General features: G+C 58.4%; 23 protein-coding genes and 1 pseudogene. 17 read left to right on the forward strand and 7 right to left on the reverse strand.

Annotation, left to right across the window (positions count from 1 at the left end):
* Positions 1-13: 13 nt before the first annotated feature.
* The gene (locus tag EJA71_RS09160; protein WP_158956130.1) at positions 14-625 is read right to left on the reverse strand and encodes an FMN-dependent NADH-azoreductase; all 612 of its coding nucleotides are present in this window, start codon (positions 623-625) and stop codon (positions 14-16) included.
* A gap of 128 nt (positions 626-753) precedes the next feature.
* Here EJA71_RS09160 and EJA71_RS09165 point away from each other — a divergent pair, with 128 nt between their 5' ends.
* Together EJA71_RS09165 and EJA71_RS09170 are read left to right on the forward strand one after the other, a co-directional pair.
* A complete protein-coding gene (locus EJA71_RS09165) occupies positions 754-1,662 on the forward strand; it encodes a LysR substrate-binding domain-containing protein (protein WP_158956294.1) in 909 nt (302 codons plus the stop codon).
* Positions 1,659-2,018 (forward strand): MmcQ/YjbR family DNA-binding protein, encoded by a 360-nt coding sequence (locus tag EJA71_RS09170; protein ID WP_158956132.1) that lies wholly within the window; start codon positions 1,659-1,661, stop codon positions 2,016-2,018. The genes EJA71_RS09165 and EJA71_RS09170 overlap by 4 nt, the downstream gene beginning before the upstream one ends.
* Before the next feature lie 118 nt (positions 2,019-2,136).
* Here EJA71_RS09170 and EJA71_RS09175 read toward each other — a convergent pair whose 3' ends face one another.
* Together EJA71_RS09175 and EJA71_RS09180 are read right to left on the reverse strand one after the other, a co-directional pair.
* Positions 2,137-2,568, reverse strand: a complete 432-nt coding sequence (locus tag EJA71_RS09175) for a DUF1294 domain-containing protein (protein WP_158956135.1) — start codon at positions 2,566-2,568, stop codon at positions 2,137-2,139.
* On the reverse strand, positions 2,565-3,395 hold the full coding sequence (locus tag EJA71_RS09180; protein WP_158956137.1) for an undecaprenyl-diphosphate phosphatase: 831 nt from the start codon (positions 3,393-3,395) through the stop codon (positions 2,565-2,567). Before EJA71_RS09180 ends, EJA71_RS09175 begins: the two co-directional genes overlap by 4 nt.
* A 394-nt stretch (positions 3,396-3,789) precedes the next feature.
* Here EJA71_RS09180 and EJA71_RS27780 point away from each other — a divergent pair.
* From EJA71_RS27780 to EJA71_RS09225, 10 genes and pseudogenes are all read left to right on the forward strand, one after another.
* Positions 3,790-4,476, forward strand: a pseudogene (locus tag EJA71_RS27780) (cache domain-containing protein); the annotation flags it as partial.
* A gap of 123 nt (positions 4,477-4,599) precedes the next feature.
* Entirely contained in the window at positions 4,600-5,334 is a 735-nt protein-coding gene (locus tag EJA71_RS27785; protein WP_371925654.1) for a methyl-accepting chemotaxis protein, read from the forward strand.
* Between the two features lie 170 nt (positions 5,335-5,504).
* On the forward strand, positions 5,505-6,068 hold the full coding sequence (pnuC, locus tag EJA71_RS09190) for a nicotinamide riboside transporter PnuC (protein WP_158956141.1): 564 nt from the start codon (positions 5,505-5,507) through the stop codon (positions 6,066-6,068).
* Positions 6,065-6,589, forward strand: coding sequence for an AAA family ATPase (locus EJA71_RS09195; protein WP_158956143.1), 525 nt, complete (start codon positions 6,065-6,067; stop codon positions 6,587-6,589). The genes pnuC and EJA71_RS09195 overlap by 4 nt, the downstream gene beginning before the upstream one ends.
* A gap of 357 nt (positions 6,590-6,946) precedes the next feature.
* A complete protein-coding gene (locus EJA71_RS09200; protein WP_158956145.1) occupies positions 6,947-7,396 on the forward strand; it encodes a hypothetical protein in 450 nt (149 codons plus the stop codon).
* 1 nt (position 7,397) lies between these two features.
* Complete coding sequence (locus EJA71_RS09205) at positions 7,398-7,973, forward strand: adhesin (protein ID WP_158956146.1); 576 nt, start codon at positions 7,398-7,400, stop codon at positions 7,971-7,973.
* A 73-nt stretch (positions 7,974-8,046) separates the two neighbouring features.
* Complete coding sequence (locus EJA71_RS09210) at positions 8,047-9,042, forward strand: heme utilization protein (RefSeq protein WP_158956148.1); 996 nt, start codon at positions 8,047-8,049, stop codon at positions 9,040-9,042.
* A 63-nt stretch (positions 9,043-9,105) separates the two neighbouring features.
* Complete coding sequence (locus EJA71_RS09215) at positions 9,106-9,786, forward strand: C39 family peptidase (protein ID WP_158956150.1); 681 nt, start codon at positions 9,106-9,108, stop codon at positions 9,784-9,786.
* A 43-nt stretch (positions 9,787-9,829) separates the two neighbouring features.
* Positions 9,830-10,576, forward strand: a complete 747-nt coding sequence (locus EJA71_RS09220; protein ID WP_158956296.1) for a hypothetical protein — start codon at positions 9,830-9,832, stop codon at positions 10,574-10,576.
* A 45-nt stretch (positions 10,577-10,621) separates the two neighbouring features.
* Complete coding sequence (locus EJA71_RS09225) at positions 10,622-11,929, forward strand: hypothetical protein (RefSeq protein ID WP_158956152.1); 1,308 nt, start codon at positions 10,622-10,624, stop codon at positions 11,927-11,929.
* A 104-nt stretch (positions 11,930-12,033) separates the two neighbouring features.
* On the opposite strand, the gene EJA71_RS09230 is transcribed toward EJA71_RS09225, so the two are convergent.
* Complete coding sequence (locus EJA71_RS09230) at positions 12,034-13,359, reverse strand: sigma-54 dependent transcriptional regulator (protein WP_158956154.1); 1,326 nt, start codon at positions 13,357-13,359, stop codon at positions 12,034-12,036.
* Between the two features lie 356 nt (positions 13,360-13,715).
* On the opposite strand from EJA71_RS09230, the gene EJA71_RS09235 reads away from it, so the two are divergent.
* The 3 genes from EJA71_RS09235 to nhaB all read left to right on the forward strand — a co-directional run bounded on the left by EJA71_RS09235 (position 13,716) and on the right by nhaB (position 17,129).
* Positions 13,716-13,982 carry a hypothetical protein gene (locus tag EJA71_RS09235; RefSeq protein WP_116030401.1) on the forward strand — a complete coding sequence of 89 codons (267 nt, stop codon included), beginning with the start codon at positions 13,716-13,718 and terminating at the stop codon, positions 13,980-13,982.
* 280 nt (positions 13,983-14,262) lie between these two features.
* Complete coding sequence (locus tag EJA71_RS09240; RefSeq protein WP_158956156.1) at positions 14,263-15,552, forward strand: hypothetical protein; 1,290 nt, start codon at positions 14,263-14,265, stop codon at positions 15,550-15,552.
* 74 nt (positions 15,553-15,626) lie between these two features.
* A complete protein-coding gene (gene nhaB, locus EJA71_RS09245) occupies positions 15,627-17,129 on the forward strand; it encodes a sodium/proton antiporter NhaB (RefSeq protein WP_158956158.1) in 1,503 nt (500 codons plus the stop codon).
* A 124-nt stretch (positions 17,130-17,253) separates the two neighbouring features.
* On the opposite strand, the gene EJA71_RS09250 is transcribed toward nhaB, so the two are convergent.
* The 3 genes from EJA71_RS09250 to gnd are packed head-to-tail and all read right to left on the reverse strand — an operon-like array spanning position 17,254 to position 20,572.
* A complete protein-coding gene (locus EJA71_RS09250; protein WP_158956160.1) occupies positions 17,254-18,075 on the reverse strand; it encodes an HAD family hydrolase in 822 nt (273 codons plus the stop codon).
* Positions 18,072-19,595, reverse strand: coding sequence for a glucose-6-phosphate dehydrogenase (zwf, locus tag EJA71_RS09255; RefSeq protein WP_158956162.1), 1,524 nt, complete (start codon positions 19,593-19,595; stop codon positions 18,072-18,074). Before zwf ends, EJA71_RS09250 begins: the two co-directional genes overlap by 4 nt.
* Positions 19,592-20,572: a phosphogluconate dehydrogenase (NAD(+)-dependent, decarboxylating) gene (gnd, locus tag EJA71_RS09260; RefSeq protein ID WP_007914838.1), complete on the reverse strand. Its 981-nt coding sequence runs from the start codon at positions 20,570-20,572 to the stop codon at positions 19,592-19,594. Before gnd ends, zwf begins: the two co-directional genes overlap by 4 nt.
* A 273-nt stretch (positions 20,573-20,845) precedes the next feature.
* Here gnd and EJA71_RS09265 point away from each other — a divergent pair, with 273 nt between their 5' ends.
* Both EJA71_RS09265 and EJA71_RS09270 read left to right on the forward strand, forming a co-directional pair.
* Positions 20,846-21,028 carry a DUF6026 family protein gene (locus tag EJA71_RS09265; protein WP_064391122.1) on the forward strand — a complete coding sequence of 61 codons (183 nt, stop codon included), beginning with the start codon at positions 20,846-20,848 and terminating at the stop codon, positions 21,026-21,028.
* Between the two features lie 201 nt (positions 21,029-21,229).
* Positions 21,230-22,978: a phosphoethanolamine transferase CptA gene (locus tag EJA71_RS09270; protein WP_158956164.1), complete on the forward strand. Its 1,749-nt coding sequence runs from the start codon at positions 21,230-21,232 to the stop codon at positions 22,976-22,978.
* Positions 22,979-23,027: the final 49 nt, after the last annotated feature.

Genomic DNA, 23,027 nt, shown 5'->3' on the forward strand with positions numbered 1-23,027 from the left:
GTTTACGCAAGCCTTATGCTGCGGCAAACAGTTGCTCGCTGATCTTCGCTTGGGCGGCAGTCATGGCGTTGTTGCGCACTTCATCACCGTACGCCAGGCCTTCAGCGCGAACGATTTCAATATCGGTGATGCCGAGGAAGCCCAGCACCAGCTTCAGATATTCTTCGTGGGCGATGCCGCTGGCCTGACCGGCATGGATGCCACCGGAAGTCGAAACAATCACCACTTTCTTGCCACCGCACAGGCCTTCAGGGCCGGCTTCGGTGTAACGGAAAGTTTGACCGGCGACGGCAACGCGGTCGATCCACGCTTTCAGTTGAGTAGGCACGGTGAAGTTGTACATCGGCGCAGCGATAACGATGGCGTCAGCAGCGATGAACTCGGCCAGCGTCGAGGCGCTCAATTCGGCTTCGTGCTGTTGTGCGGCGTTGCGCAGCTCAGCGGTAGTGCCAGCGGCAACCAAGGTAGTCGACGAGAAATGGCTGATGGCGTCGGCGGCCAGATCACGGTAAGTCACCACAGCGCTCGGCTCGGCGACTTGCCAGGCTTTGACGACTTGGCTGCTCAACTGACGGGAAGCCGAGTTGTCGCCCAGAATGCTCGAATCGATATGCAGCAGTTTCATGTGGGTTCTCCTGGAATGAATCGCCGGTGGCGACGGAATGGAGACAATCCTACGCAAGAAACCAATGGATGATTAGCCGCCTGCAATGCGATAGTTTGTCCCATTGATAGGACAATTGGATGCTGCCGATGCAAGACCTCAACGATCTCTACTATTTCGCCAAAGTCGTCGAGGCTGGTGGCTTCGCGGCGGCCGGGCGATTGCTGGGCATTCCCAAGTCGCGCTTGTCCCGGCGCATTGCCGAACTGGAAGAGCGCCTCGGCGCCCGCTTACTGCAACGCACCACCCGGCAACTTAACCTCACGGCGGTCGGCGAGCGCTATTTGCGCCACTGCCAGGCGATGTTGCTGGAAGCGGAAATGGCCGATGAGGCCGTGGCGAGCATGTCCAGTGAACCGCGCGGCCGCTTGCGCGTATCGTGCCCTACCGGTCTGGCGCGGGAAATGTTGCCGTGGGTGATCAGTGAATTCCTTGGCAAGTTCCCCCAAGTGCAGCTGGAAGTGGTTTTGCTCAACCGCCGCGTTGATCTGGTCGGCGAAGGCTTTGATGTTGCACTGCGCGTGCGTGAGCACGGTGATGAAGATCCATTGCTGGTCACCCGACGCTTGCGTCAGGCGCAGATGGTCGTGGTCGGCAGCCCGGCGTTCCTTCAGGGCCATACCGTGCAACATCCGCAAGACCTGAAAAACCTGCCGGTGCTTGGCGCGCTGGAGGCCGACCGCATGGTGCATGTGCGCCTGCTCGATCAACAGGGCAACCCTTTCGAGTTGAGCATGGAGGCGCGGCTGGGCATCGACGATTTTGTCGTGCGCAAGGCCTGCGTCCTGGCGGGCCAGGGGTTTACTCTGTTGCCGATGATGTATTGCGAGGCGGAGCTGGAAAACGGCACGCTGGTGCAGATGCTGCCGCAATGGTCACTGCCCGGCGGCTGGCTGCAAGCGGTGTACCCGCATCGACGCGGGGTGATGCCGGCGGTGCGCGCCTGGATTGATCACCTGGTCGAATCGTTCAATGCCTGTGGGGAGCGGTTGTTATGAAGAAGGGAAAGATGAGCGAAGCGGACGTCGCTGAATTCTGTCTGGCGTTGCCGGGCGCGCGAGAAGATTACAAGTGGGGTGGCGTGCGGGTGTTTTCGATTGCCGGCAACAAGATGTTTGCCTTGCAGGGACTGCGCGGCGATTCACTGGCGTTCAAGGTCGACAAGGACCTGTTCCTCGGGCATTGCGACCGACCGGGCATCCACCCGGCGCCGTATTTGGCAAGGGCGCAGTGGATCATCATGCACCCGCCCTACCCGTTGGCTGCCGAGGAATTGCAGGGATTGTTGCAGCGTTCGCACCAGTTGGTGGTGAGCAAATTGCCGAAGAAAACCCAAGTCGGTTTATTGCTGTAAACCCAATCCCCGTGTAGGAGCTGCCGAAGGCTGCGATCTTTTGACTTTGATCTTCTAAACAGCAAAATCAACAGATCGCAGCCTTCGGCAGCTCCTACAAAGGGACTCGTGCAGGCGACTAGAACAGTGCCAGCAGGTTCGAGCCGAGGAACAACTGGTCGATCCAGAACACTTGATGCAGCAATACAATCGTCCAGAACAGAATCTGAAACGACACCTTGCGCGTCTTGTGCCGGAAAACCTGCTGGGCGATCAACGCGCCCGGCCAGCCGCCGGCCAGTTCCACCGCATGAAGGATGTTCTCCGGCGTGCGCCAGGCATCGGCGCGCGCCTTGCGCTTGTCGGCCCAGTACATGAAGAACGCCAGCACACTGACGACTCCGTAAGCCGCCAATGGCAACCACGAAATCCCGCGCAGCCACATCGACAGCGAGCCGAACAACGGCAGCGCACAGACGATCAGCAGAATGACCAGTTTCAGTTTCAGATTCTGGATGTTGTTGCCGCCCGACGGTCGCCCTTCAGGCCGGCGTGCGCGGGAATCACTCATGGCTTGGCCGCCGCCCAGTCCACCCAGCCGAACTGCCAGGTCGCCAGAATCAGCAGGCCAAACACGATCCGATACCAGGCGAACGCGGCATAGCTATGGCTGGCAATAAACTTCAGCAAGCCACGCACGGCGATCATCGCAAAGATGAACGCCGTGATGAAACCGATGGCGAACACGGGAAAGTCTGCTGGCACGAACAAGTGGCGATACTTGTAACCCGAATAGACCGCTGCACCGACCATGGTCGGCATCGCCAGGAAGAACGAAAACTCCGTGGCAGTTTTACGTGACAGACCGAACAGCAGGCCGCCAATGATCGTCGAGCCGGAACGCGAAGTGCCGGGAATCATTGCCAGACACTGGGCGAATCCGACCTTCAGCGCGTCCTTCCAGGTGATCTCGTCGACGGTTTCGGCATGCACTTCGTGCTGACGCTTTTCCGCCCACAACATGATGACGCCGCCGACAACCAATGCCGCTGCCACCGTAATCGGATTGAACAGGTATTCGTGAATGAAATCGGCAAAAATCACGCCCAACACCACGGCAGGCAGAAAGGCGATCAGCAGGTTGGCGGTAAAGCGTCGTGCGCTGGGCTGAGTCGGCAGGCCGATGACCACGTCGAAAATCTTGCGGCGAAACTCCCAGACCACCGCGAGGATCGCGCCGAGCTGGATGATGATGTTGAACGCCATGGCCCGCTCACCACCGAAGTCGAGCAAGTCGGCAACGATGATCTGGTGTCCGGTACTGGAAATGGGCAAAAACTCCGTCAGCCCCTCTACAACTCCTAGTATCAGTGCCTGCAAGGCCGTCCAAAGATCCATCAATCCCCCAAAGAGCGATGCGCGCCGGCATGCCCCGATAGTATTTTTTTACGTTCACTGCGATCAGCGTAGCTGGTAAATGCTGTACCGATTCCGCGCGCACAGGATCCAGACCAAACAGTCAAAATTCCGTGAAATATCAACTTGGATTCAGGTTTTTACGCGCGGGGCCGAAATCCTATCAGACAAGCCTTAATAGCGCTGCTGCGTTATACGACTTGGGTCGCATAGGCCCGCCCACATAATCGTGGTTGGATGCTGGCGGTCATTTATTACAAGAACAAGAATCCGGAGTGACAGCGTTATGAACAGCTTGCGCAGTGTGTCGATCAGCCGACGCTTGTGGCTCATTTTGATTGTGGCGGTGGTCATGTTGCTGACCTTGGGCGTGTTGATGCTCAAGCAGATCCACGATGACCTGTATCACGCCAAAGCACAGAAAACCCAGCATGTGGTGCAGACCGCCAGCGGCCTGCTCACCTATTATCACGACCTCGAAACCGCCGGGACGCTCAGCAAAGACGCGGCGCAAAAACAGGCGCTGACCGCGATCCGTGGCTTGCGCTATGACCAGAGCGATTATTTCTGGATCAACGACCTCACGCCCGTGATGGTCATGCACCCGACCAATCCCAAACTGGAAGGCCAGAACCTCTCGGCGATCCGCGATCCGGACGGCTTTGCGGTGTTCAACGAAATGGTCGCCATCGCCAAGGCCAAGGGCGCCGGCATGGTCGATTACCGTTGGCCAAAACCTGGTGCCAGTGAACCTGTGGCCAAGACCTCCTACGTGAAACTCTTCGAGCCTTGGGGCTGGGTGATTGGCTCGGGCGTGTATATCGACGATGTGCAGGCGGAATTCCAGGGCCAGGTGATCAAGGCTTCCGCAATCGGCCTGGGGATTGCGCTGATCATGGCGCTGCTGGTGATTCTGATCGCGCGCAGCATCGTCCGGCCGCTGCGGAAAACCGTCAACGCCATGGCCAATATTGCCAGCGGCGAAAGCGACCTGACCCGCAGCCTCGATACCCATGGCAAGGATGAAGTGACTGAACTGGCCCATCACTTCAACGCGTTCACCGCCAAATTGCGCCGGGTGATCGGCGACTTGCAGGTCTCGGCCAGCGCCCTCGGGCAATCCTCCAGCGAACTGGGTAACGATGCTGCGCAAGCCCAGCAACGCAGCCAGCAGCAATCGCAGCAGATGGAACTGGTGGCCACAGCGATCAACGAAGTGACCTATGGCGTACAGGACGTGGCAAAAAATGCCGAGCATGCGGCCAGTGAAATGCGCGACGCCGAGGCGCAGGCGCAACAGGGCCAGATCAACATCGACGGCAGTCTGCAGCAGATCGACAAGCTGTCCGGCACCATCGATCAAGCGGTGGACGTGATTCGCACACTGGCGGCGGAAAGCACGCAAATCGGCAGCGTGCTTGAAGTGATTCGCTCGATTGCCGAGCAAACCAACCTGCTCGCGCTTAACGCTGCCATCGAAGCGGCACGGGCCGGCGAGCAAGGTCGCGGCTTCGCCGTGGTGGCGGACGAGGTGCGCTTGCTCGCGCAGCGTACGCAAAAATCGACGGCGGAAATCCAGTCGATGATCGAGCGCCTGCAGAATCACTCCGAGGCGGCGGTCAAAGTCATTGGCGACAGCAGCAAGGCGTCGCAACTGACCATCGAACAGGCTGGACTGGCCGGCGCCAGTTTGAATGCCATTGGCCAGGCCCTGCGCAATCTCAATGGCTTGAATGCCTCGATTGCCAGCGCCACGCTGCAGCAGGCGCATGTCGTCGAAGACATCAATCAGAACGTCACCCAGGCGGCGGGTCTCTCGCACAGCACGGCGATCGCGGCGGAGCAATCCAGCGCAGCCAGCGTACGGCTCGGCCAATTGAGCGAACAACTCAACAGCCTCCTGCGCCAGTTCCGCGTCTGACTCAAATCCCATTGTGGGAGCTGGCTTGCCAGCGATGGCGGTGGATCATCCAATATCAATATTGAATGTGCCGGCCTCATCGCTGGCAAGCCAGCTCCCACAGGTTCTTCAGTGTTTGGGTGAATGCAGTACAATCCGCTCCCCCTGTTTTCTCTCCCCAAGGAACCCACATGTCCGGGCTTGAACTGTTTGCTGCCGCTCTCGGTGTGATTGCCGTGTGGCTGACCGTCAAACAGAACCCGTGGTGCTGGCCGATCGGTCTGGTCATGGTGTTGCTCTATAGCTGGATCTTCTTTGAAGTGAAGCTGTATTCGGACATGTTGCTGCAAGTGATCTACGCCGCGCTGCAAATCTACGGCTGGTGGCAATGGACCCGCGCCGGAACGATGCATGATGGCCGTGAAGTCACCCGCCTCGACCAGCGCTCGATACTGCTTGGCCTGAGCGTCGGCGCGGTGGGTAGCCTGCTGCTGGGCGCAGCGATGGCGCACTGGACCGACGCCGCGCAACCTTGGCTCGATGCCGCACTCACCGGGTTCAGTCTGGTCGCGCAATTGTGGATGGCGCAGAAACGCCTGCAGTGCTGGGCGTTGTGGTTTGTCCTGGATGTGATTTTTGTCGGCCTGTTTATCTATAAAGGCCTGTATCTCACAGCAGCACTTTACGGCGTGTTCACGCTGATCGCGGTGCAAGGCTGGCGCGAATGGCGCGCCGATCCGGCGTTGCGCCCATGAAAGTCGTGGTTCTTACCGGTCCGGAGTCAACGGGTAAAAGCTGGCTGGCGGCGGGTCTTCAGCAACGCTTCGGCGGGTTGCGCGTGGATGAGTACGTGCGCCGGTTCATCGAACTGAATCCTCGTGATACCTGCCTGGCGGATATTCCCGAGATAGCTCGTGGCCAGTTGCAGTGGGAAGATCAGGCGCGCGCGCAACAACCGCCCCTGCTGATTCTCGATACTCATCTGTTGAGCAATATTCTCTGGAGCCAGACCCTGTTCGGTGACTGCCCGCACGGGTTGGAAACCGAGCTGCTGGCCCGTCATTACGACCTGCATCTTTTATTGTCGCCAGAACAGATCGACTGGACCGATGACGGCCAGCGCTGCCAACCGGATCTTGGCGAACGCTTGGCGTTTTTCCAGGCCACCCGCGACTGGCTGGTTGCGCATCGACAGCCGTTCGAAATCATTCAAGGCAATTGGCTTGAACGCCAGGCAAAAGCGTTTTCGTTGGTAGAGCAACTGCTGGCCGAATAATCGGACATTGGGTGCTCTGCCCCACCCGATTCCCCCTGTTCTGGGGGCAAAGTGTCCGATCCTGTTACACCCATCCGAGTGCAGAGTGGCCGTCTAAGCACCCTTCATGACTTTGTCATGTCAGTTGTTAAGCTGTTGATACACACCCTCGCGAACCCCCATTCCAGAGCATTGTTCAGCCTACAGACAGGTCGGCGGCATGGCGTGTGTTTCAGCGATGAAACAGCGGGTGTATCAGCTTTTCACTCGATTTACGTAACCATTTGAAATCACGCAAGATTTAAAAAGCGGCACAGCTTTCGCTCTCTCCTTCACAACGCTGACTAGGGCCAGCCCACTGAAGAAGGAATTGCAGCCGTGGGGAACATCAAAAAAGGTTTGACCTGCCTTCTGCTGATCGGATCAGCAGCCAGCACATTCATCAGTTTCAACGTGCAGGCAGAAGGCAACGGTGTGATCGTCCTCAATCGCGACGTTCAACCTATCCCTATCGGTCGCAGCGGCGGCAAAGACCCCTACCCGACCACCGTCAACGCCAACCCTTCTGCACGCATCAACCAAGCGATGGCCAGCACTGAACTCGATGACGGTGACTTTGCCGCCATCGCCAGCGGCTCGTCCATCCGCAGCAACATCATCACCCCCAACTCGAACGTACCTGGCCTGAACACCCTGACCAACCCTAGCGGCCTGCCTGGCATGAGTTCAGGTCACGGCGGCGGCGGTGGCAGCTCCATCTCCAACACCGTCAACCGCGCAATGGGCGCCGGCCTCGCTCCGCTGACCCGTATGGCTGGAGGCCAATAAGATGAATCGCACTCTGCTCCTGCTTGCCCTTTTCGGTTGCGCCAGCGCCATGGCCGCCGACCCCAGCTCAGTGAACAACGCGAACATTCAGGAGACCGGCATCCAGTACCGCGGCAATTACAACATCAACCAGGCCGCTGGTGACCAGATGCAGCAGACCAACACCAAAGCGATCGCCATTGGCACGTCGGCCAGTGCCACCACGAATGTGCGTCAGCACATCGATACCGCAGCCAATCCGGCGACCAACGCCAGCGCGACCATCGGCGGCAACTCTTTCAGTAATGGCAACGGGATCCTGGGCGTGAACCAGGGCGCCGGGGCCAACAACCAGATGGCCAACGTCACGCGCGTCAGCATCAGTGCCGGCCCGCAGAGCGTTGACGACAGCGCCCTTTCACAACAGAACGTGGCGTTTCTACCGAGCTCAGGAGCAACTGGTACCTCACCCGGCAGTCGCCAGGTCACGACAAGTGATCAGGCCTTCACCGGCAGCCGCGGGGTAATCCAGGTGAACCAGAGTGCTGGGGTGGGGAACCGAATGGCTAACACCCTCAGCATCCGGGTCGCTGACTGACCCAAACAACAAAAGCAGTGCAATTAGAAAGTACCAACACTTAACCAACTAATAAGCACGATGGAGAAACACCATGAAACCTACAATGGCTCTCAAACCACTGGTTTTCGCACTTGCAGCAGTGATGGCAATCGCAGCACAGGCAGGCGGTCGCAATGACGATCATGGTCATAATGGCGGGCACAATCAGCCACAGGGTCCTAGCCTTGAAGAGCTGCTGCAAATCGGCGCAGGCGCCGGTGCTGCAGTACTCGACGTTCAAAACAGCGATGGCAACGTCGTCGGCAACCAAGGCACAAAAAATAGTGCCGGTGTCCAGGACTCCGCTAACGGCTCGAACGGCAACCTGGGGATGAACAACACTGCCGGTGACGGCAACCAGCAAGATAATGCCGCTGCTCTGGCAACCGCTGACGAAAGCTTCATCTTCGGCACCGCTGTTGCTGCTTCCAGCGCAACTCAGGTCAACAACGGCAACTCCGTTGCCAACTACTCCACCACCAACACTGCCGGTATGAATAACGTTGGCAACAACGGTTCAGGCAACATCGGTGTGAACAACAGTGCTGGCAACTTCAACCAACAGAAAAACAACCTGGCAATCGCTGTATCCGGTGGCCGTGTGGCCCAGGCTGCCGCATCCGCCAACCAAAGCTCCACTGGCCTGAACGTCGGCAACTACGGCACTCAGACCTACAAAACCAACACCCTCACTGGCACTGTTGCCGCCGTCGGCGTGTTCGGCGCCGTGGGTGAAGCTACTATCAAAGATGACAGCCACGGCGGTGGCGGTTATGGCAACAACGATCGTGGCGGTAACGGTGGCCACGGTGGCAGCAAAGATCAGAAAGCAACCTTCGAAGCTGTGGGTGTCTTCGGTCTGGCTGGCGTAACCACTCAACAAGTGATGACTCCAGACGGCTGGAAAAACCCTGTGACCAACAATGCTGCGGTCAGCAACGTTGGCAACAACTTCTCCGGCAACGCTGGCTTCAACAACGCTGCAGGTGTGGGCAACCAACAAAGCAACTCGCTGTCCATCGCTGCAGGTTGCAAAGCCTGCATGTAATCGCGATCGAAACGAAAGCCCCGGAAACGGGGCTTTTCCTCAGTCCGCAAAGGCGTATCGATCATGCGTAAGACTGCCCTTTTCGCTCTGCTTTGCCTGTCTGGCCTGACCCAGGCCGCCCAGATGCCAGTCGCTGCCCTTCCCGGCGGCGTACTCGTCTACAAAAACGTGCAAAGCATTCGTGAGCGCAAGTTTGCCGACATCGTCGAACAGAAAACCGATTTCAGCTGCGGCGCCGCCGCACTGGCCACGGTATTACGCCAGGCCTATTGGCTCGACGTCGATGAGGAGCACATCATCAAAGGCATGCTGGTCAACGCTGACCAGGACCTTGTTCGTACTCAGGGTTTTTCCATGCTGGACATGAAGCGCTACATAGAAAGCATCGGCATGCGCGCCAGGGGTTACAAGATTCCGCCGGAAAAACTCGACGCTGTAACAATCCCGGTGGTGGTACTGATGGAAATTCGCGGCTACAAGCATTTCGTAGTCTTGCAGCGTTCGGACAAGGATTGGGTTTACATCGGAGACCCGGTCTTAGGCCATAAACGTTACAAACACGATGACTTTGTCAAAGGTTGGAACGGCATTGTTTTCGCCATCGTCGGTCCCGGATACGACAAGGCAAACGCCTTGCGCAGCCCTCCGGTGCCACTGACTGCAAAGAACAAGCTGGATGGCTTCAACCCTGTCAGAGATGCTGAATTGATGGACTTCGGTTTCATACAGAGCGACTTCTTTTAATCGCCGATTATATGAGTGGGACCGGATGTCCCGGGAGCAGCAAATGAAAACCTCATACTGGCTGGCCGCCGCCTGCCTGGCAGCGAGTGCGTCAGGCTATGCCAATGCAGGATTCAAGCCTATCGAAATACAGGACCAGGAACTGTCCGAACTACGTGGTCGTTATGTCATGCCGGGCCGAATTATCAGCTTCGGCATCGTCATGAGCAGTACTTGGCGCAACGCCAGTGGAGATCTGATCGGGGCCGCCACTTCAATGCAACTTCAGGCAGCAACGGTAAAACCGGAATTCTATGTTTCAACCATCAAGGAAACCGGCAACGGCAACCCTGTGCAAACGGGGAACGGTACGGTGACCGGTGGTGCCGGGCTCAACAGCAGCCAAGGCGTAACGCAAAGCGTGCGCGCCGCCGGCGACCGCAACACGGCCTACAACAACGTCGCGATCAACGTTTCCGAAGCCAGTCAGGCGCCGGCGCTGATGCCTTCACAAGGGCAAGCGCTAATGGCCGGGCAAACTATCGGCGGCAGTAACGCTGCCGGCAGCGTGGCGGTTGCGGCGACCGGCAGTGGCATCCAAATGTCCATTCAAGCCTCCGGCAATCAGGGCACTTCCCTGCAACAAGTTGCCCAAGGCGGCTTACTGCAGAACACCCGTTTGCTCGGCAGTGCCAACGTGGTCAACAACATGACTCAACTCAACGTCGTATTGAACAATAACGGCATGAGCGCCGGCGCACTGGACTGCAACCTGACGCAACTCAGGGCCCTACGAAATATTGGATATTGAACTACGCTGAGTCTCGATCATTGGGCTTAAAGGGACGGCTTTTTCATGTATCGATCAGTATCACTGCGTGCCGCTGTATGTTTGAGTACCCTTCTACCCGCAGCCATGCTGCAAGCGGCACCGAACGCGGATGTAGAGGCCCTGAAACAAGAACTTCTGGAGCTGAAGCAACGATACGAAGTACAACAAAAAGCCCTGGCGGTGCTCGAGCAACGGGTTCGCCAGGTCGAAGATCAACCGGCGGCACCGCAACCGAAACGTTTGGCCAAGTCGCCGTCGGACATGAAAGGCAATCCAAAAGTCGCCACCGGCACCGGTGCCGCAGCAGCGTCGGGGGGCGCAGCCGGGGGAAGTGGTGCATCTTACGGGCAATCGCTGGCCGACGATTCGCAACCGGCCCAAAGTGTGTCCAACCTGTATGACGAAGCCAGCGGATTCTTCGGCGGCGGCAAGTTCAGCTTTGAAACCGGTGTCACCTATTCGCGTTATGACACGCGCCAGCTGATCCTCAACGGCTTTCTTGCGCTCGACTCGATCTTCCTCGGCAACATCAACCTTGACCGGATCAAGGCCGACACCTGGACCCTCGACCTCACCGGCCGCTACAACTTCGACAATCGCTGGCAGTTCGACTTGAACGTGCCGGTGGTCTACCGCAACTCGACGTATCAATCCGGTGGCGGCAACGGTGGCGCCTCCAACGTCACCACTGAACAGGATGTCGACCGCGACCCAACTATTGGCGACGTCAACTTCGGTGTCGCTTACAAGTTCATGGATGAATCGGTCAATACGCCAGACGCCGTGGTTACCTTGCGGGTCAAGGCGCCAACCGGCAAGGATCCGTTCGGCATCAAGCTGCGCCAGACCGACGCCAACTCGAACCTGTTCGTGCCTGACACCCTGCCTACCGGCAACGGCGTCTGGTCGATCACCCCGGGGGTTTCGCTGGTCAAGACGTTTGACCCGGCCGTGCTGTTCGGCAGCTTGTCCTACACCCACAACCTCGAGGAATCGTTCGACGACATCAGTTCGACCGTCAACCAGAAAACCCCGGGCAAGGTACGCATTGGCGACAGCTTCCAGATCGGCGCCGGTATCGCCTTTGCACTGAACGAAAAGATGAGTATGTCGTTCTCGGTGTCTGACCTGGTGCAACGCAAGAGCAAGCTGAAACAGGATGGCGGTGATTGGGAATCGGTGGTGTCCAGCGACGCCAACGCCGGTTACTTCAACGTCGGCATGACCATTGCGGCCACCGACAACCTGACCATCGTGCCCAACCTGTCCATCGGCATGACCGACGATGCCCCGGACTTCTCCTTCAGCCTGAAATTCCCGTACTACTTCTAAGCAGAGCAAAAGCAAAAGATCGCAGCCTTCGGCAGCTCCTTCATCGGATGTTTGTAATCCCGGTAGGAGCTGCCGAAGGCTGCGATCTTTTGATCTTCAGCTAACTAGCGAATCTGATGTTTATGTAACAGGCGATAGAACGTGGGGCGGGAAACGCCAAGCACTTTGGCGGCAATGCTGAGATTGTCACTGTGGCGGTTCAATACATCGCACAGCGCTTGGCGTTCAGCACGGGTTTTGTAATCTTCCAGCGTGCCCATCGGCGTGGCGATCGAATGTTGGCTGATCAACCCCAAATCGCGGGCCTCGATCTGCCGCCCTTCGGCCAGCACCAGGCCGCGTCGTACGCGGTTGGCCAATTCGCGCACGTTGCCGGGCCAGTCATGTTTACCCATGGCAATCAGCGCATCTTCACTGAAGCTGCGCGGGCGGCGCCCGGTTTCATGGCTGTAGAAGTGAGAAAAGTGGTTGGCCAACATCGACAGATCACCGTGCCGCTCACGCAGTGGCGCGGTGACCACTTGCAGCACGTTGAGGCGGTAATACAGGTCTTCGCGAAAGCGTTTTTTCTCGATGGCGGCCTCCAGATCAACGTGAGTTGCCGCCAGCACCCGTACATCAACGGGAATCGGCTGACTGCCGCCGACCCGTTCAATATGCCTTTCCTGAAGAAACCGCAGCAGATTGGCTTGCAGTTCCAGCGGCAAGTCGCCGATTTCATCGAGAAATAACGTGCCGCCGTTGGCCGCTTCGATACGCCCGACCTTGCGCTGATGGGCGCCGGTGAACGCACCTTTTTCATGGCCGAACAATTCTGACTGGATCAGATGTTCGGGGATCGCGCCGCAATTGATTGCCACAAAGGGTTTGCTGTGACGCTGCGACTGACGATGCAGGGTGCGTGCGACCAGTTCCTTGCCAGTGCCGCTCTCGCCACGAATCAAGACCGGCGATTCGGTCGGCGCCAGTTTGCTGAGCAGTTTGCGCAGTTCGCGAATCGGTTTGCTGTCGCCGAGCAGCTCGTGTTCCGGTTGGTCGACGTGAATCGTGCCCTGCCCGCGCAGGCGCGCCATGCCGAACGCGCGACCGAGGGTGACCTGCACCCGCGAGACATCGAACGGCAGGGTATGGAAATCGAAAAACCATTCACAAACGAAGTCGCCGACGTTTTGTAAACGCAGGACTTCCTGATTCAACACGGCAATCCATTCGGTGCCGCTGCGGCTGATCAACTCCTTGACCGCCTCGGGGCGTTCCAGATGAAAAGGCTGTAAACGTAACAAGCCGACATCACAGCTGCGGTCGGCGGCATTTTCGAGTGTGCAACTGTCGACATCCCAACCGACGGCTCTTAATCCGGGCAGTAAGCGATGACAATCGTCGCAAGGGTCGACTACCAGTAAACGTCTTAACGCAGGCGCTTCGCTCATGACTGTTCCTTGGCGCCAAATATTAGAAATGATTGTAAAAACAGTCATTTGGCAGACCCGACTGTAACATTAGCAAGATTTTGACAGGGCCTTGTATCGATTGCTTATAGGTGTACAGGCAAATACGTTATAAGAAAGCGGGTTATTAGTTAGCTATCGATTTTTCCGCAGTTCTCAACCTTTCGTGGAGCTTTCAAAACCTGTCTGGAAAGCGAATAAACGAAAGAAAGTTGAAATTTCTTTATTTCATGTGTGACCCGCCCCCGGGTTGCGTGCATCAGTACAAGTAACCAGCCGAACGGTAAGCCCAACCGACGGCAGATCATTTGATTGGGCACGACAGAGAGAAGACCCCCATGACCGCCCCGCTCCGTATCAACGAAGCTCTTTTGATTGCCAACCACGCCTTCAAACCCTTTCAATGCGTGGCCTGGGCGCCACAAGACGGTAACGGCGAGCTCAGCCTTACCGTTGTCGACCGGACCAATTCGCACATTGGTCGCAAGCAGATTCCAAGCAGCGCCTATTCTGATCCGGCTCAACTTGAACAGCTGTTGCAACAGGCCCGCGCTGAACTCAGCGAAGAGGGTTACAGCCTGCAATCGTGGTCGATGCCACATTAAGAGCGGGCACTTGCGGATAACCTCAGTGTTATCCGCCCTGCCTTTATTAGTTGCCCAGCGCTTTTATATTTCCTCAATATTTTTAACGTTACGCAGCCCTTGCCTACTTCAAGTGCTTGGCACGCTTGCGACTGGGTCAAAAAGACATTGTTCTGGCACAGTGCGACGCACCGTCCATTAGTTCAGCCCGTTGTACTAAATCGCTTATAGGGATTGAATGTTCCGCTGATGCAGTTGCCACCCATTATGGGACTCGGTCGACTCGCAAGGAGAGGCGTGCATGTCTACCCAGAATGCGATTGCGTTGCCGCAACCGGTCAACAGTCCCGGCCAACTCGACACCCGTTTCGCCGGCACCGGCATTGCCCAGGTGTATTTTGCCGACAGCCTTGGCAGCATGGCCCAAGGCATCACACTCGACCGCGAAGGTCGCCTGCTCGTCGCCGCCAAGGTCACCACTGCAAATGGCAGTTGTTTTGGTCTGGCGCGCCTGCTGCCAGACGGCTCCGCTGATCTGCAGTTCGGTCATCAAGGCAGTGTCATCGGCCAGTTTTCTCGCGGCTTCGAAGGCATGGCCGGCAAAGTCCGGGAGCTGCCGGACGGAAGAATTCTGATCGCCGGTCTGCATTACGAAAACACTCATCGCACCCTCCCCGCCCTGGCACTGTTTGATGCCCATGGCCGACCGGACCCAACCTTTGGCGACAACGGTTTTCTCGTCGTGCGCTTGCCCGGCGATTTGTCGATGGGTACCCGCGACACGTGGTTGCCACCCGGCGTACCGGGTGCCGAAGCCTGCGACATCGCCGTGCAGGACGACGGTCGCATTCTGCTTATTGCCAATCATCATTTCGAACTCGCCGATCATGCCGGGATGCTGATTCGGCTCAAGCCTGACGGCAGCCTCGACGAGACGTTCAACGGCCGTGGCTTCGTGATGATCCGACACCTGCTGCTCAATACGTGGCTGAGCGGCCTGCTGTTGCAGCAGGACGGGCGGATCGTGGTCTGTGGCTCAATCGACTTCCCACAAGAAGGCTTGCTTGCGCGCTATCTGCCGGATGGCCGGCTCGACGAAACGTTCGCCATCGATGGGTTCATGGCGTTCAAGGCACAGGGTCACAGTGTGATGGTCAGTCAGGTTTTAGAAACTGACGGGCATCTGCATTGCTTCGGCAGCAGCCGCGACCCGATCCGCTGCCTCACGCTGAGGCTGCACGGCAATGGCCGCGCAGACTTGCATTGCAACGCAGGCCATCCACAACTACTCGATATCGGCCAAAGCGGTTGTCAATGGACTGCCGCGCAGCGCACCTCGCAGGGCGAGCTGGTCGCGGTCGGCTCGACCATTGGCGGCGTCGAAGCCGATATCATCGTGGCGCGTTATGGCGCCGATGGCGGCCTCGACAGCGAGTTTGGCAGCGATGACGGCTGGTTGCGCACCCGATTGGGTCGCAGCCTGGACACCGCGACTTGTGTCGATGTGCAGGCCGATGGAGAAATCGTCGTAGGCGGATTTTCCCTCGACGGTAGCTATCGCGCGGTTGTGGCGCGCTATCTCTCTTGCTGATGAGAAACTTCCCACACTTGATCTTCCTCGACACATCCGGCAACTTGCGCGCTTCTTAATACAAGGAGCAACCGATGTCCGGTTCAATGGCCCAGGCGTTCGCGCAAAACTTTCTCGGACACTCGCCACGCTGGTACAAGGCAACCATCGTCGGGTTTCTGATCCTTAATGCGTTGGTGTTATTCACCATCGGCCCGGTCGCCGCCGGCTGGTTGCTGGTGATCGAATTCATTTTCACCCTGGCCATGGCGCTCAAGTGTTACCCGCTGATGCCCGGCGGTTTGCTGCTGATTGAAGCGCTACTGCTGAAGATGACCACGCCGCAAGCGCTCTACGATGAACTGGTGCACAACTTCCCGGTGATTCTGCTGCTGATGTTCATGGTGGCCGGCATCTACTTCATGAAGGACCTGCTGCTGTATCTGTTCTCCCGGTTATTGCTGGGCGTGCGTTCGAAAGCGGCGCTGTCCCTGATGTTCTGCTTTCTGTCGGCATTTCTGTCGGCGTTTCTCGATGCGTTGACCGTGACAGCGGTGATCATCAGCGCGGCGGTCGGTTTCTATTCCGTCTATCACCGCGTCGCGTCCGGTAATGATCCGCGCCAGGACAGCGAGTTCGGTGACGATCAGAATCTGCCAAAGCTGCATCACGACGACCTTGAGAAATTCCGCGCGTTCCTCCGCAGCCTATTGATGCACGGCGCTGTCGGTACGGCATTGGGCGGTGTCTGCACCCTGGTGGGCGAGCCGCAGAACCTGCTGATCGGCCATGAAATGGGTTGGCACTTTGGCGAGTTCTTCAGCAAGGTAGCGCCGGTCTCGCTGCCGGTGCTGGCGGCGGGCCTGGTGACCTGCGTGCTGTTGGAGAAACTGCGCTGGTTCGGCTACGGCACGTTGCTGCCGGACAATGTTCGCGCCGTACTGGCCAACTATGCCGCCGAAGACGACGCCGAACGCACTGCCCGCCAGCGCGCGGCACTGTTGGTGCAAGGCACGGCGGCACTGATCCTCATCGGCTGCCTGGCCTTTCACATTGCTGAAGTCGGTTTGATCGGCTTGATGGTGATTGTGTTGATCACCGCGTTTACCGGCATCACCGACGAGCATCGCTTGGGCAGCGCCTTCAAGGACGCCATGCCGTTTACAGCGTTGCTGGTGGTGTTTTTCGCGGTGGTGGCGGTGATTCACGATCAGCAATTGTTCGCCCCGCTGATCCAGTGGGTGCTGGCGCTACCGGTCGATCAACAACCGGGCATGTTGTTCATTGCCAACGGTTTGTTGTCGGCGATCAGTGACAACGTGTTTGTCGCAACGATTTACATCACCGAAGTGAAACAAGCGTTCCTCGCCGGACACATGAACCGCGAACACTTCGAAACACTGGCGATCGCGATCAATACCGGTACCAACTTGCCGAGCGTGGCCACGCCGAATGGGCAAGCAGCGTTCCTGTTCCTGCTGACCTCGGCGATTGCACCGCTGGTGCGCCTGTCATACGGACGGATGGTGTGGATGGCGCTGCCGTACACCTTCGTGATGGGCCTGCTGGGCTGGTATGCGGTCAGCTACTGGCTCTGACCAGCAGCGCATAAAAACTGTAGGAGTGAGCCTGCTCGCGATAGCGGTGTGTCAGCCCAAGAAATGGTGACTGATACATTGCTATCGCGAGCAGGCTCACTCCTACATTTGCTTCTGCTTGGGATCAGTGAGGGAAGATGTATTTCTCGATGGCCTGAGCGACGCCGTCTTCGGTGTTCGGCGCGGTGACCACGTCGGCCTGACGCTTTACCGCCTCCTCCGCCTGGCCCATGGCGATCGACAATCCCGCGCAATGAAACATCGCCGGGTCGTTGCCGCCATCGCCGATGGCTGCCGTCTGCTCCAACGGGATACCGAGATGCTCGGCCAAGGTCGCCAGCGCCGTGCCTTTATTGGCTTCCAGCGCAGTCACGTCAAGATACACCGGTTGCGAGCGCGAGACTTGCGCCATGCCGTTGACCTTCGGCAGCAGACGCGCCTCCAACTCGATCAACAGCTCGGTGTTGTTGCTGGTGGCGACGATCTTGTCGATCCGCTCCAGATACGGTTCGAAACTCTCGACCACCACCGGCGGATAGCCGAGGCCATGCTGTTCGCGCGGCACCATCGGCCCGTGCGGATCCTTGAGCAGCCAGTCGCCGCCGCTGAATACCCAGATTTCAACATCCGGTTGATCGGCGAACGTCGCCAGCGCAATCAACGCCGTGGTGGCCGGCAAGTAATGCGCAACCAGCAAACTGCCATCCGGGTTAACGATGGTGCCACCGTTAAACGCCGCCGTCGGCAGATCGACACCCAAGGCTTCAATCTGCTGCAACATGGCTTTCGGTGGCCGTCCGGTGGCGAGGCTGAACAACACGCCGGCCTCGCGCAGCGCACGAACGGCATCAATGGTGCGCTGACTCAGCGTGTGATCGGGCAGCAACAGCGTGCCGTCCATGTCACTGAGCAGAAAACGGATGGGTTGTTTCGGCAAATCACTCATCCGAGGCCATGCCAGACTCGACCATCGCGAGTCAGCAGGTCTTCCGCGGCTTGCGGGCCATCTTCACCAGCGGCGTAGGTCTGCACGCTCGCGTCCTGTTGCCAGGCGTCGAGGAACGGTTGCACCGCGCGCCAGCCGTTCTCGATGTTGTCGGCGCGCTGGAACAGCGTCTGATCGCCGGTCAGGCAGTCGTAGATCAAGGTTTCGTAACCCGTCGACGGCTGCATCTCGAAGAAATCCTTATACGCAAATCCCAACTCGATGTTGGCCATGTTCAACGCCGGCCCCGGCCGTTTGGCCAGCAGGTCGAACCACATACCTTCGTTTGGCTGGATCTGGATGCGCAGGTACGTCGGCTGCAACTCATCGACTTCGGTGTCACGGAACTGCGCGTACGGTGCCGGTTTGAAGCAGATGACGATCTCGGTGTCGCGCACGCTCATGCGCTTGCCGGTGCGCAGATAGAACGGCACGCCGACCCAACGCCAGTTGTCGATCATCACCTTCAGCGCGACGTAGGTTTCCGTGGTGGTGTCCGGCGAAACGTTGGGCTCCTGGCGATAACCGTTCAGAGCCTTGCCGTCGACTTCACCCGCGCTGTATTGGCCGCGAACCGAATTGGCTCGCGCTTCCTCAGTCGTCCACGGGCGGATCGCGCCGACGACTTTGGCCTTCTCACCGCGCACCGCGTCGGCGCCGAACGCCGCCGGCGGTTCCATGGCAACCATGGCCAGCAACTGGAACAAGTGATTGGGCACCATGTCGCGCAGTGCGCCGGTGTGTTCGTAAAAACTGCCACGGGTTTCGACGCCAACGGTTTCCGCGGCGGTGATCTGTACGTGGTCGATGTAGTGGTTGTTCCAGAAGGCTTCGAACAGGCTGTTGGAGAACCGGCTGACCAGAATGTTCTGCACGGTTTCCTTGCCCAGGTAATGGTCGATCCGATAGATCTGCTTCTCGGACATCACCTTGAGCAAGCAGGCGTTCAACGCTTCAGCGGTTTGCAGATCGGAGCCGAACGGCTTCTCGATCACCACCCTTCTGAACGCTTGCGGGGTTTCTTCAAGCAACCCGGCGCTGCCCAGTCGGCGCACCACTTCACTGAAGAAACGCGGCGCGGTGGCCAGGTAGAACACCGCATTGCCGGTGCCGCTGTCGGCGATTTTCGCCGCCAGCGCGGAATAAGTGCTGTCGTCCAGAAAGTCGCCCTGGACGTAGCTGATACCTTTGGCGAGCTTGGCCCACAAGGCCGGATCAAGCATCTGATCGCCCTTGCCGACCTTCGCCGCCACTTCCGTACGGATGAAGTCTTCGAGTTTCTGCGCGAAGGCCTCATCGGTAATGGCGTTGTGGTCAACGCCAACGATCCGCAGATTCTCGTCTAGCAAGCCGTCGCGACTGAGGTTGTACAGCGCTGGCATCAGCAAGCGCTTGACCAGGTCGCCGTGGGCACCGAACAGGAACAGCGTGGTCGGTGGTGCGGGTTCTGCCTTGGATTTTCTGCGGATCGTATGGGTCATTTCTTCGGTGTCTCCACGTGGCCGCCGAAGCCGAAGCGTTGGGCCGAAAGAATCTTGTCGCCAAAGGTGCCCTGACCGCGCGAGCGGTAGCGCGAGAACAGCGAGTTCGACAGCACCGGTACCGGCACCGCTTGTTCCATGGCGGCCTCGATGGTCCATTGACCTTCGCCGCTGTCGGCAACCGAACCGGAGAAACCGTCAAGTTTCGGATCGCTGGCCAGCGCGTCGGCGGTCAGGTCGAGCAACCACGACGACACCACGCTGCCGCGACGCCAGACTTCAGCAATGTCGGCCACGTTCAGATCAAAACGCTGATCTTCCGGCAGGCGCTCGCTGGATTTGGTCTTGAGGATGTCGAAACCCTCGGCGAACGCGGCCATCATGCCGTACTCGATGCCGTTGTGAATCATCTTCACGAAGTGACCGGCACCGGCAGGACCGGCGTGGATGTAACCGTGCTCGGCGCGATGGTCGTCGGACTTGCGATCCTTGGTGCGCGGAATGTCACCCATGCCCGGCGCCAGCGCGGCGAACAGCGGGTCGAGGCGCTGCACGGTTTCAGCGTCGCCGCCGATCATCATGCAATAGCCGCGCTCCAGGCCCCAGACGCCGCCGGACGTGCCGACGTCGATGTAGTGCAGGCCCTTCTCGGCCAAGGTCTTGGCGCGACGGATGTCATCCTTATAGTTGGTGTTGCCGCCGTCGATGATGGTATCGCCGGCTTCGAGCAAAGTGCTCAGGGTGTTGATGGTGTCTTCGGTCGGCGCGCCGGCCGGCAGCATGACCCAGACCGCGCGCGGCTTGGCCAGGCCGGCAACCAGCGCCGGCAAGTCGGCGACGCCCGTGGAGCCCTCGGCGACCAGGTTATCGATGAAAGCGGTATTGCGGTCGTAAACAACGGTGGTGTGACCGTTGAGCATCAGACGCCGTGCAATATTGCCGCCCATGCGGCCCAGTCCAATAATCCCGAGTTGCATGTGCTGATGCTCCTTACTACAAATAAATGTGTGTCATTGGTTATAGCCCAACGCTGCTGATGGAGGTTAGTCCAGAGCGTTGCGATGAAGTTTCCGGGCATTGTGCCCGATCCTGACTGATAACGCCCCGAATCGTGCCGAAGACACACCGACCATGAAAAATAAAAAAGTTCCATTCCCAAGCAAAAGAAATCAAAATTGGCGCCGATAGTAAGTCAGCGGCCAAAAATGGTCGCTACTTACAGTTGATGCACGCCATTTGCGAGGTGAGCAATGGGCACAGTACACACAGCAATGCCGCCACAAACCCTGTACGTGACAATCCGTCGCGATGAATTGCGCCAGTTGAAAGACGAGCGCGACCAACTCAAGCAGGAGCTGGCGCAGTTGCGCGCGTTGACTCAGGGCGCCCAGCCCAAGCCTCTGCCGGTTGTTCAGCGTCATCCGCACGCCTGACCTGCCCCCATCTCCTTCGGGAGCGACTTGTGTCGTTCCCGACATGATCCCGCTCTTTCTGTAATCCGCAACTAACAAAGTTTTCACATTCGCTTGGCGATACTCCGGCGCATTCTGGCCGGGCGTACGCGTTCGGCCTCCGTTCGTCGGCTTCATGGATGCGTTCCGGCGGTGGTTGTGACGATCGAGCTGGAGTGCTGAATGGCATTGTTCAAACGCAGCAAAACGACTGCGGCAGGATTCGACTGGGCCGGTTTTCTCTGGCTGTTCGTGTTCTTCTGGTATTTCTCGGGTATCACCCAACTGCTGATTCAACTGACCGGCACTTCCGGTTTCACTGGCTTCCGTCAGGCGTTCGTCATGAGCGCCATCTGGCTGGCGCCGATGCTGTTGTTCCCCAAACGCACCAAAGTACTCGCTGCCGTGATCGGTATCGTGCTGTGGGCCTGCTCCATGGCCAGCCTGGGTTACTTCTTCATCTACCAGCAAGAGTTCTCGCAGAGCGTGATTTTCATCATGTTCGAGTCGAACATCTCTGAAGCTGGCGAGTACATGACGCAGTACTTTGCCTGGTGGATGGTGCCCGCCTTTCTCGCTCACACCCTGTTCGCCTACTTCCTGTGGACACGCCTGCGCCCGGTGTACCTGCCCCGTGGCCGCGCCCTCGTGGCAGCGACGGTAATCGTTGTCGCCGTCGTTGGTTATCCGCTGGTCAAGCAGACGATGCGCACCGGCAGTTTCGCCGGCGGTTTCGAGAAGTTCGAAACCCGCATCGAGCCAGCGGTGCCGTGGCAGATGGCGGTGGCCTACCATCGCTACCTCGACACGCTGGCAGAAATGCAGGGCATGCTGCACAGCGCAAACCAGATCCCGCCGCTGCACAACCTCAAGGACGCCGGGGCCAATCAGCCCTCGACACTGGTGCTGGTGATCGGTGAGTCGACCAACCGTCAGCGCATGAGCCTCTACGGCTACCCGCGCAAGACCACGCCGGAACTGGACAAGCTCAAGGATCAATTGTCGGTATTCGACAACGTCATCACTCCGCGCCCTTACACCATCGAGGCGTTGCAGCAGGTGCTGACCTTCGCCGACGAGGAAAGCCCGGACCTGTACCTGTCGACGCCGTCGCTGGTCAGCATGATGAAACAGGCAGGCTACAAGACTTTCTGGATCACCAACCAGCAGACCATGACCAAGCGCAACACCATGCTCACCACGTTCTCCGAGCAGGCGGACGAACAGGTCTATCTGAATAACAACCGCAACCAGAATGCCGCGCAGTACGACGGCGACGTCATTGAGCCGTTCAACAAGGCGCTGACCGATCCGGCGCAGCGCAAACTGATCGTTGTGCATCTGCTCGGTACGCACATGAGCTACCAGTACCGCTATCCGCCGAGCTTCGACAAGTTCCAGGATCGTCAAGGTGCCCCGGCCGGTTTGCGTGATGACCAGGTGCCGACTTACAACAGCTACGACAACGCGGTGCTGTACAACGACTTCGTGGTGTCCAGCCTGATCAAGGATTACGCCAAGTCCGACCCGAACGGCTTCTTGCTGTACCTGTCCGACCACGGCGAAGACGTGTTCGATTCCGTCGGTCACAAAACCCTGGGGCGTAACGAAAACAAACCAACGGCGCCGATGTACACCATTCCGTTCATGGCCTGGGCCTCACCGAAATGGAAGGAATCCCACGACTGGAACTTCGCCGGCGACTTGGGGCGGCCTTACAGCAGTTCGCACCTGATCCATACCTGGGCTGACATGGCCGGGCTGAGTTTCGATGAACTGGATCGCAGCAAGAGCCTGGTCAGCGACAGCTTCAAACCTCGTCCATTGATGATCGGCAACCCCTACGAGCGTGAGCAACGGGCGTTGATCGACTTCAGTCTGATGAAGCCGAAAAAACCCGATAACGCAGTCGCCGACGCGACAGAGCAGTGAAAACGAGGGGCCGTTAAAGGCCCCTTTTTACTGCCCGCATCTTTTCCAA

The organism is Pseudomonas sp. PB106 (assembly GCF_009764645.1).
Classification (GTDB): Bacteria; Pseudomonadota; Gammaproteobacteria; order Pseudomonadales; family Pseudomonadaceae; genus Aquipseudomonas.

Excerpts from the sequence above, each read along its gene's own strand:
- EJA71_RS09225 (WP_158956152.1), top strand. The coding sequence starts at position 10,622 with ATGTATCGATCAGTATCACTGCGTGCCGCTGTATGTTTGAGTACCCTT.
- EJA71_RS09175 (WP_158956135.1), bottom strand. The coding sequence starts at position 2,568 with ATGAGTGATTCCCGCGCACGCCGGCCTGAAGGGCGACCGTCGGGCGGC.
- gnd (WP_007914838.1), bottom strand. The coding sequence starts at position 20,572 with ATGCAACTCGGGATTATTGGACTGGGCCGCATGGGCGGCAATATTGCA.
- EJA71_RS09170 (WP_158956132.1), top strand. The coding sequence starts at position 1,659 with ATGAAGAAGGGAAAGATGAGCGAAGCGGACGTCGCTGAATTCTGTCTG.
- pnuC (WP_158956141.1), top strand. The coding sequence starts at position 5,505 with ATGTCCGGGCTTGAACTGTTTGCTGCCGCTCTCGGTGTGATTGCCGTG.
- EJA71_RS27785 (WP_371925654.1), top strand. The coding sequence starts at position 4,600 with ATGGAACTGGTGGCCACAGCGATCAACGAAGTGACCTATGGCGTACAG.
- EJA71_RS09195 (WP_158956143.1), top strand. The coding sequence starts at position 6,065 with ATGAAAGTCGTGGTTCTTACCGGTCCGGAGTCAACGGGTAAAAGCTGG.
- EJA71_RS09210 (WP_158956148.1), top strand. The coding sequence starts at position 8,047 with ATGAAACCTACAATGGCTCTCAAACCACTGGTTTTCGCACTTGCAGCA.
- EJA71_RS09215 (WP_158956150.1), top strand. The coding sequence starts at position 9,106 with ATGCGTAAGACTGCCCTTTTCGCTCTGCTTTGCCTGTCTGGCCTGACC.
- EJA71_RS09205 (WP_158956146.1), top strand. The coding sequence starts at position 7,398 with ATGAATCGCACTCTGCTCCTGCTTGCCCTTTTCGGTTGCGCCAGCGCC.
- EJA71_RS09180 (WP_158956137.1), bottom strand. The coding sequence starts at position 3,395 with ATGGATCTTTGGACGGCCTTGCAGGCACTGATACTAGGAGTTGTAGAG.
- EJA71_RS09240 (WP_158956156.1), top strand. The coding sequence starts at position 14,263 with ATGTCTACCCAGAATGCGATTGCGTTGCCGCAACCGGTCAACAGTCCC.
- EJA71_RS09235 (WP_116030401.1), top strand. The coding sequence starts at position 13,716 with ATGACCGCCCCGCTCCGTATCAACGAAGCTCTTTTGATTGCCAACCAC.
- EJA71_RS09160 (WP_158956130.1), bottom strand. The coding sequence starts at position 625 with ATGAAACTGCTGCATATCGATTCGAGCATTCTGGGCGACAACTCGGCT.
- EJA71_RS09250 (WP_158956160.1), bottom strand. The coding sequence starts at position 18,075 with ATGAGTGATTTGCCGAAACAACCCATCCGTTTTCTGCTCAGTGACATG.
- EJA71_RS09265 (WP_064391122.1), top strand. The coding sequence starts at position 20,846 with ATGGGCACAGTACACACAGCAATGCCGCCACAAACCCTGTACGTGACA.
- zwf (WP_158956162.1), bottom strand. The coding sequence starts at position 19,595 with ATGACCCATACGATCCGCAGAAAATCCAAGGCAGAACCCGCACCACCG.
- EJA71_RS09270 (WP_158956164.1), top strand. The coding sequence starts at position 21,230 with ATGGCATTGTTCAAACGCAGCAAAACGACTGCGGCAGGATTCGACTGG.
- nhaB (WP_158956158.1), top strand. The coding sequence starts at position 15,627 with ATGTCCGGTTCAATGGCCCAGGCGTTCGCGCAAAACTTTCTCGGACAC.
- EJA71_RS09220 (WP_158956296.1), top strand. The coding sequence starts at position 9,830 with ATGAAAACCTCATACTGGCTGGCCGCCGCCTGCCTGGCAGCGAGTGCG.
- EJA71_RS09230 (WP_158956154.1), bottom strand. The coding sequence starts at position 13,359 with ATGAGCGAAGCGCCTGCGTTAAGACGTTTACTGGTAGTCGACCCTTGC.
- EJA71_RS09165 (WP_158956294.1), top strand. The coding sequence starts at position 754 with ATGCAAGACCTCAACGATCTCTACTATTTCGCCAAAGTCGTCGAGGCT.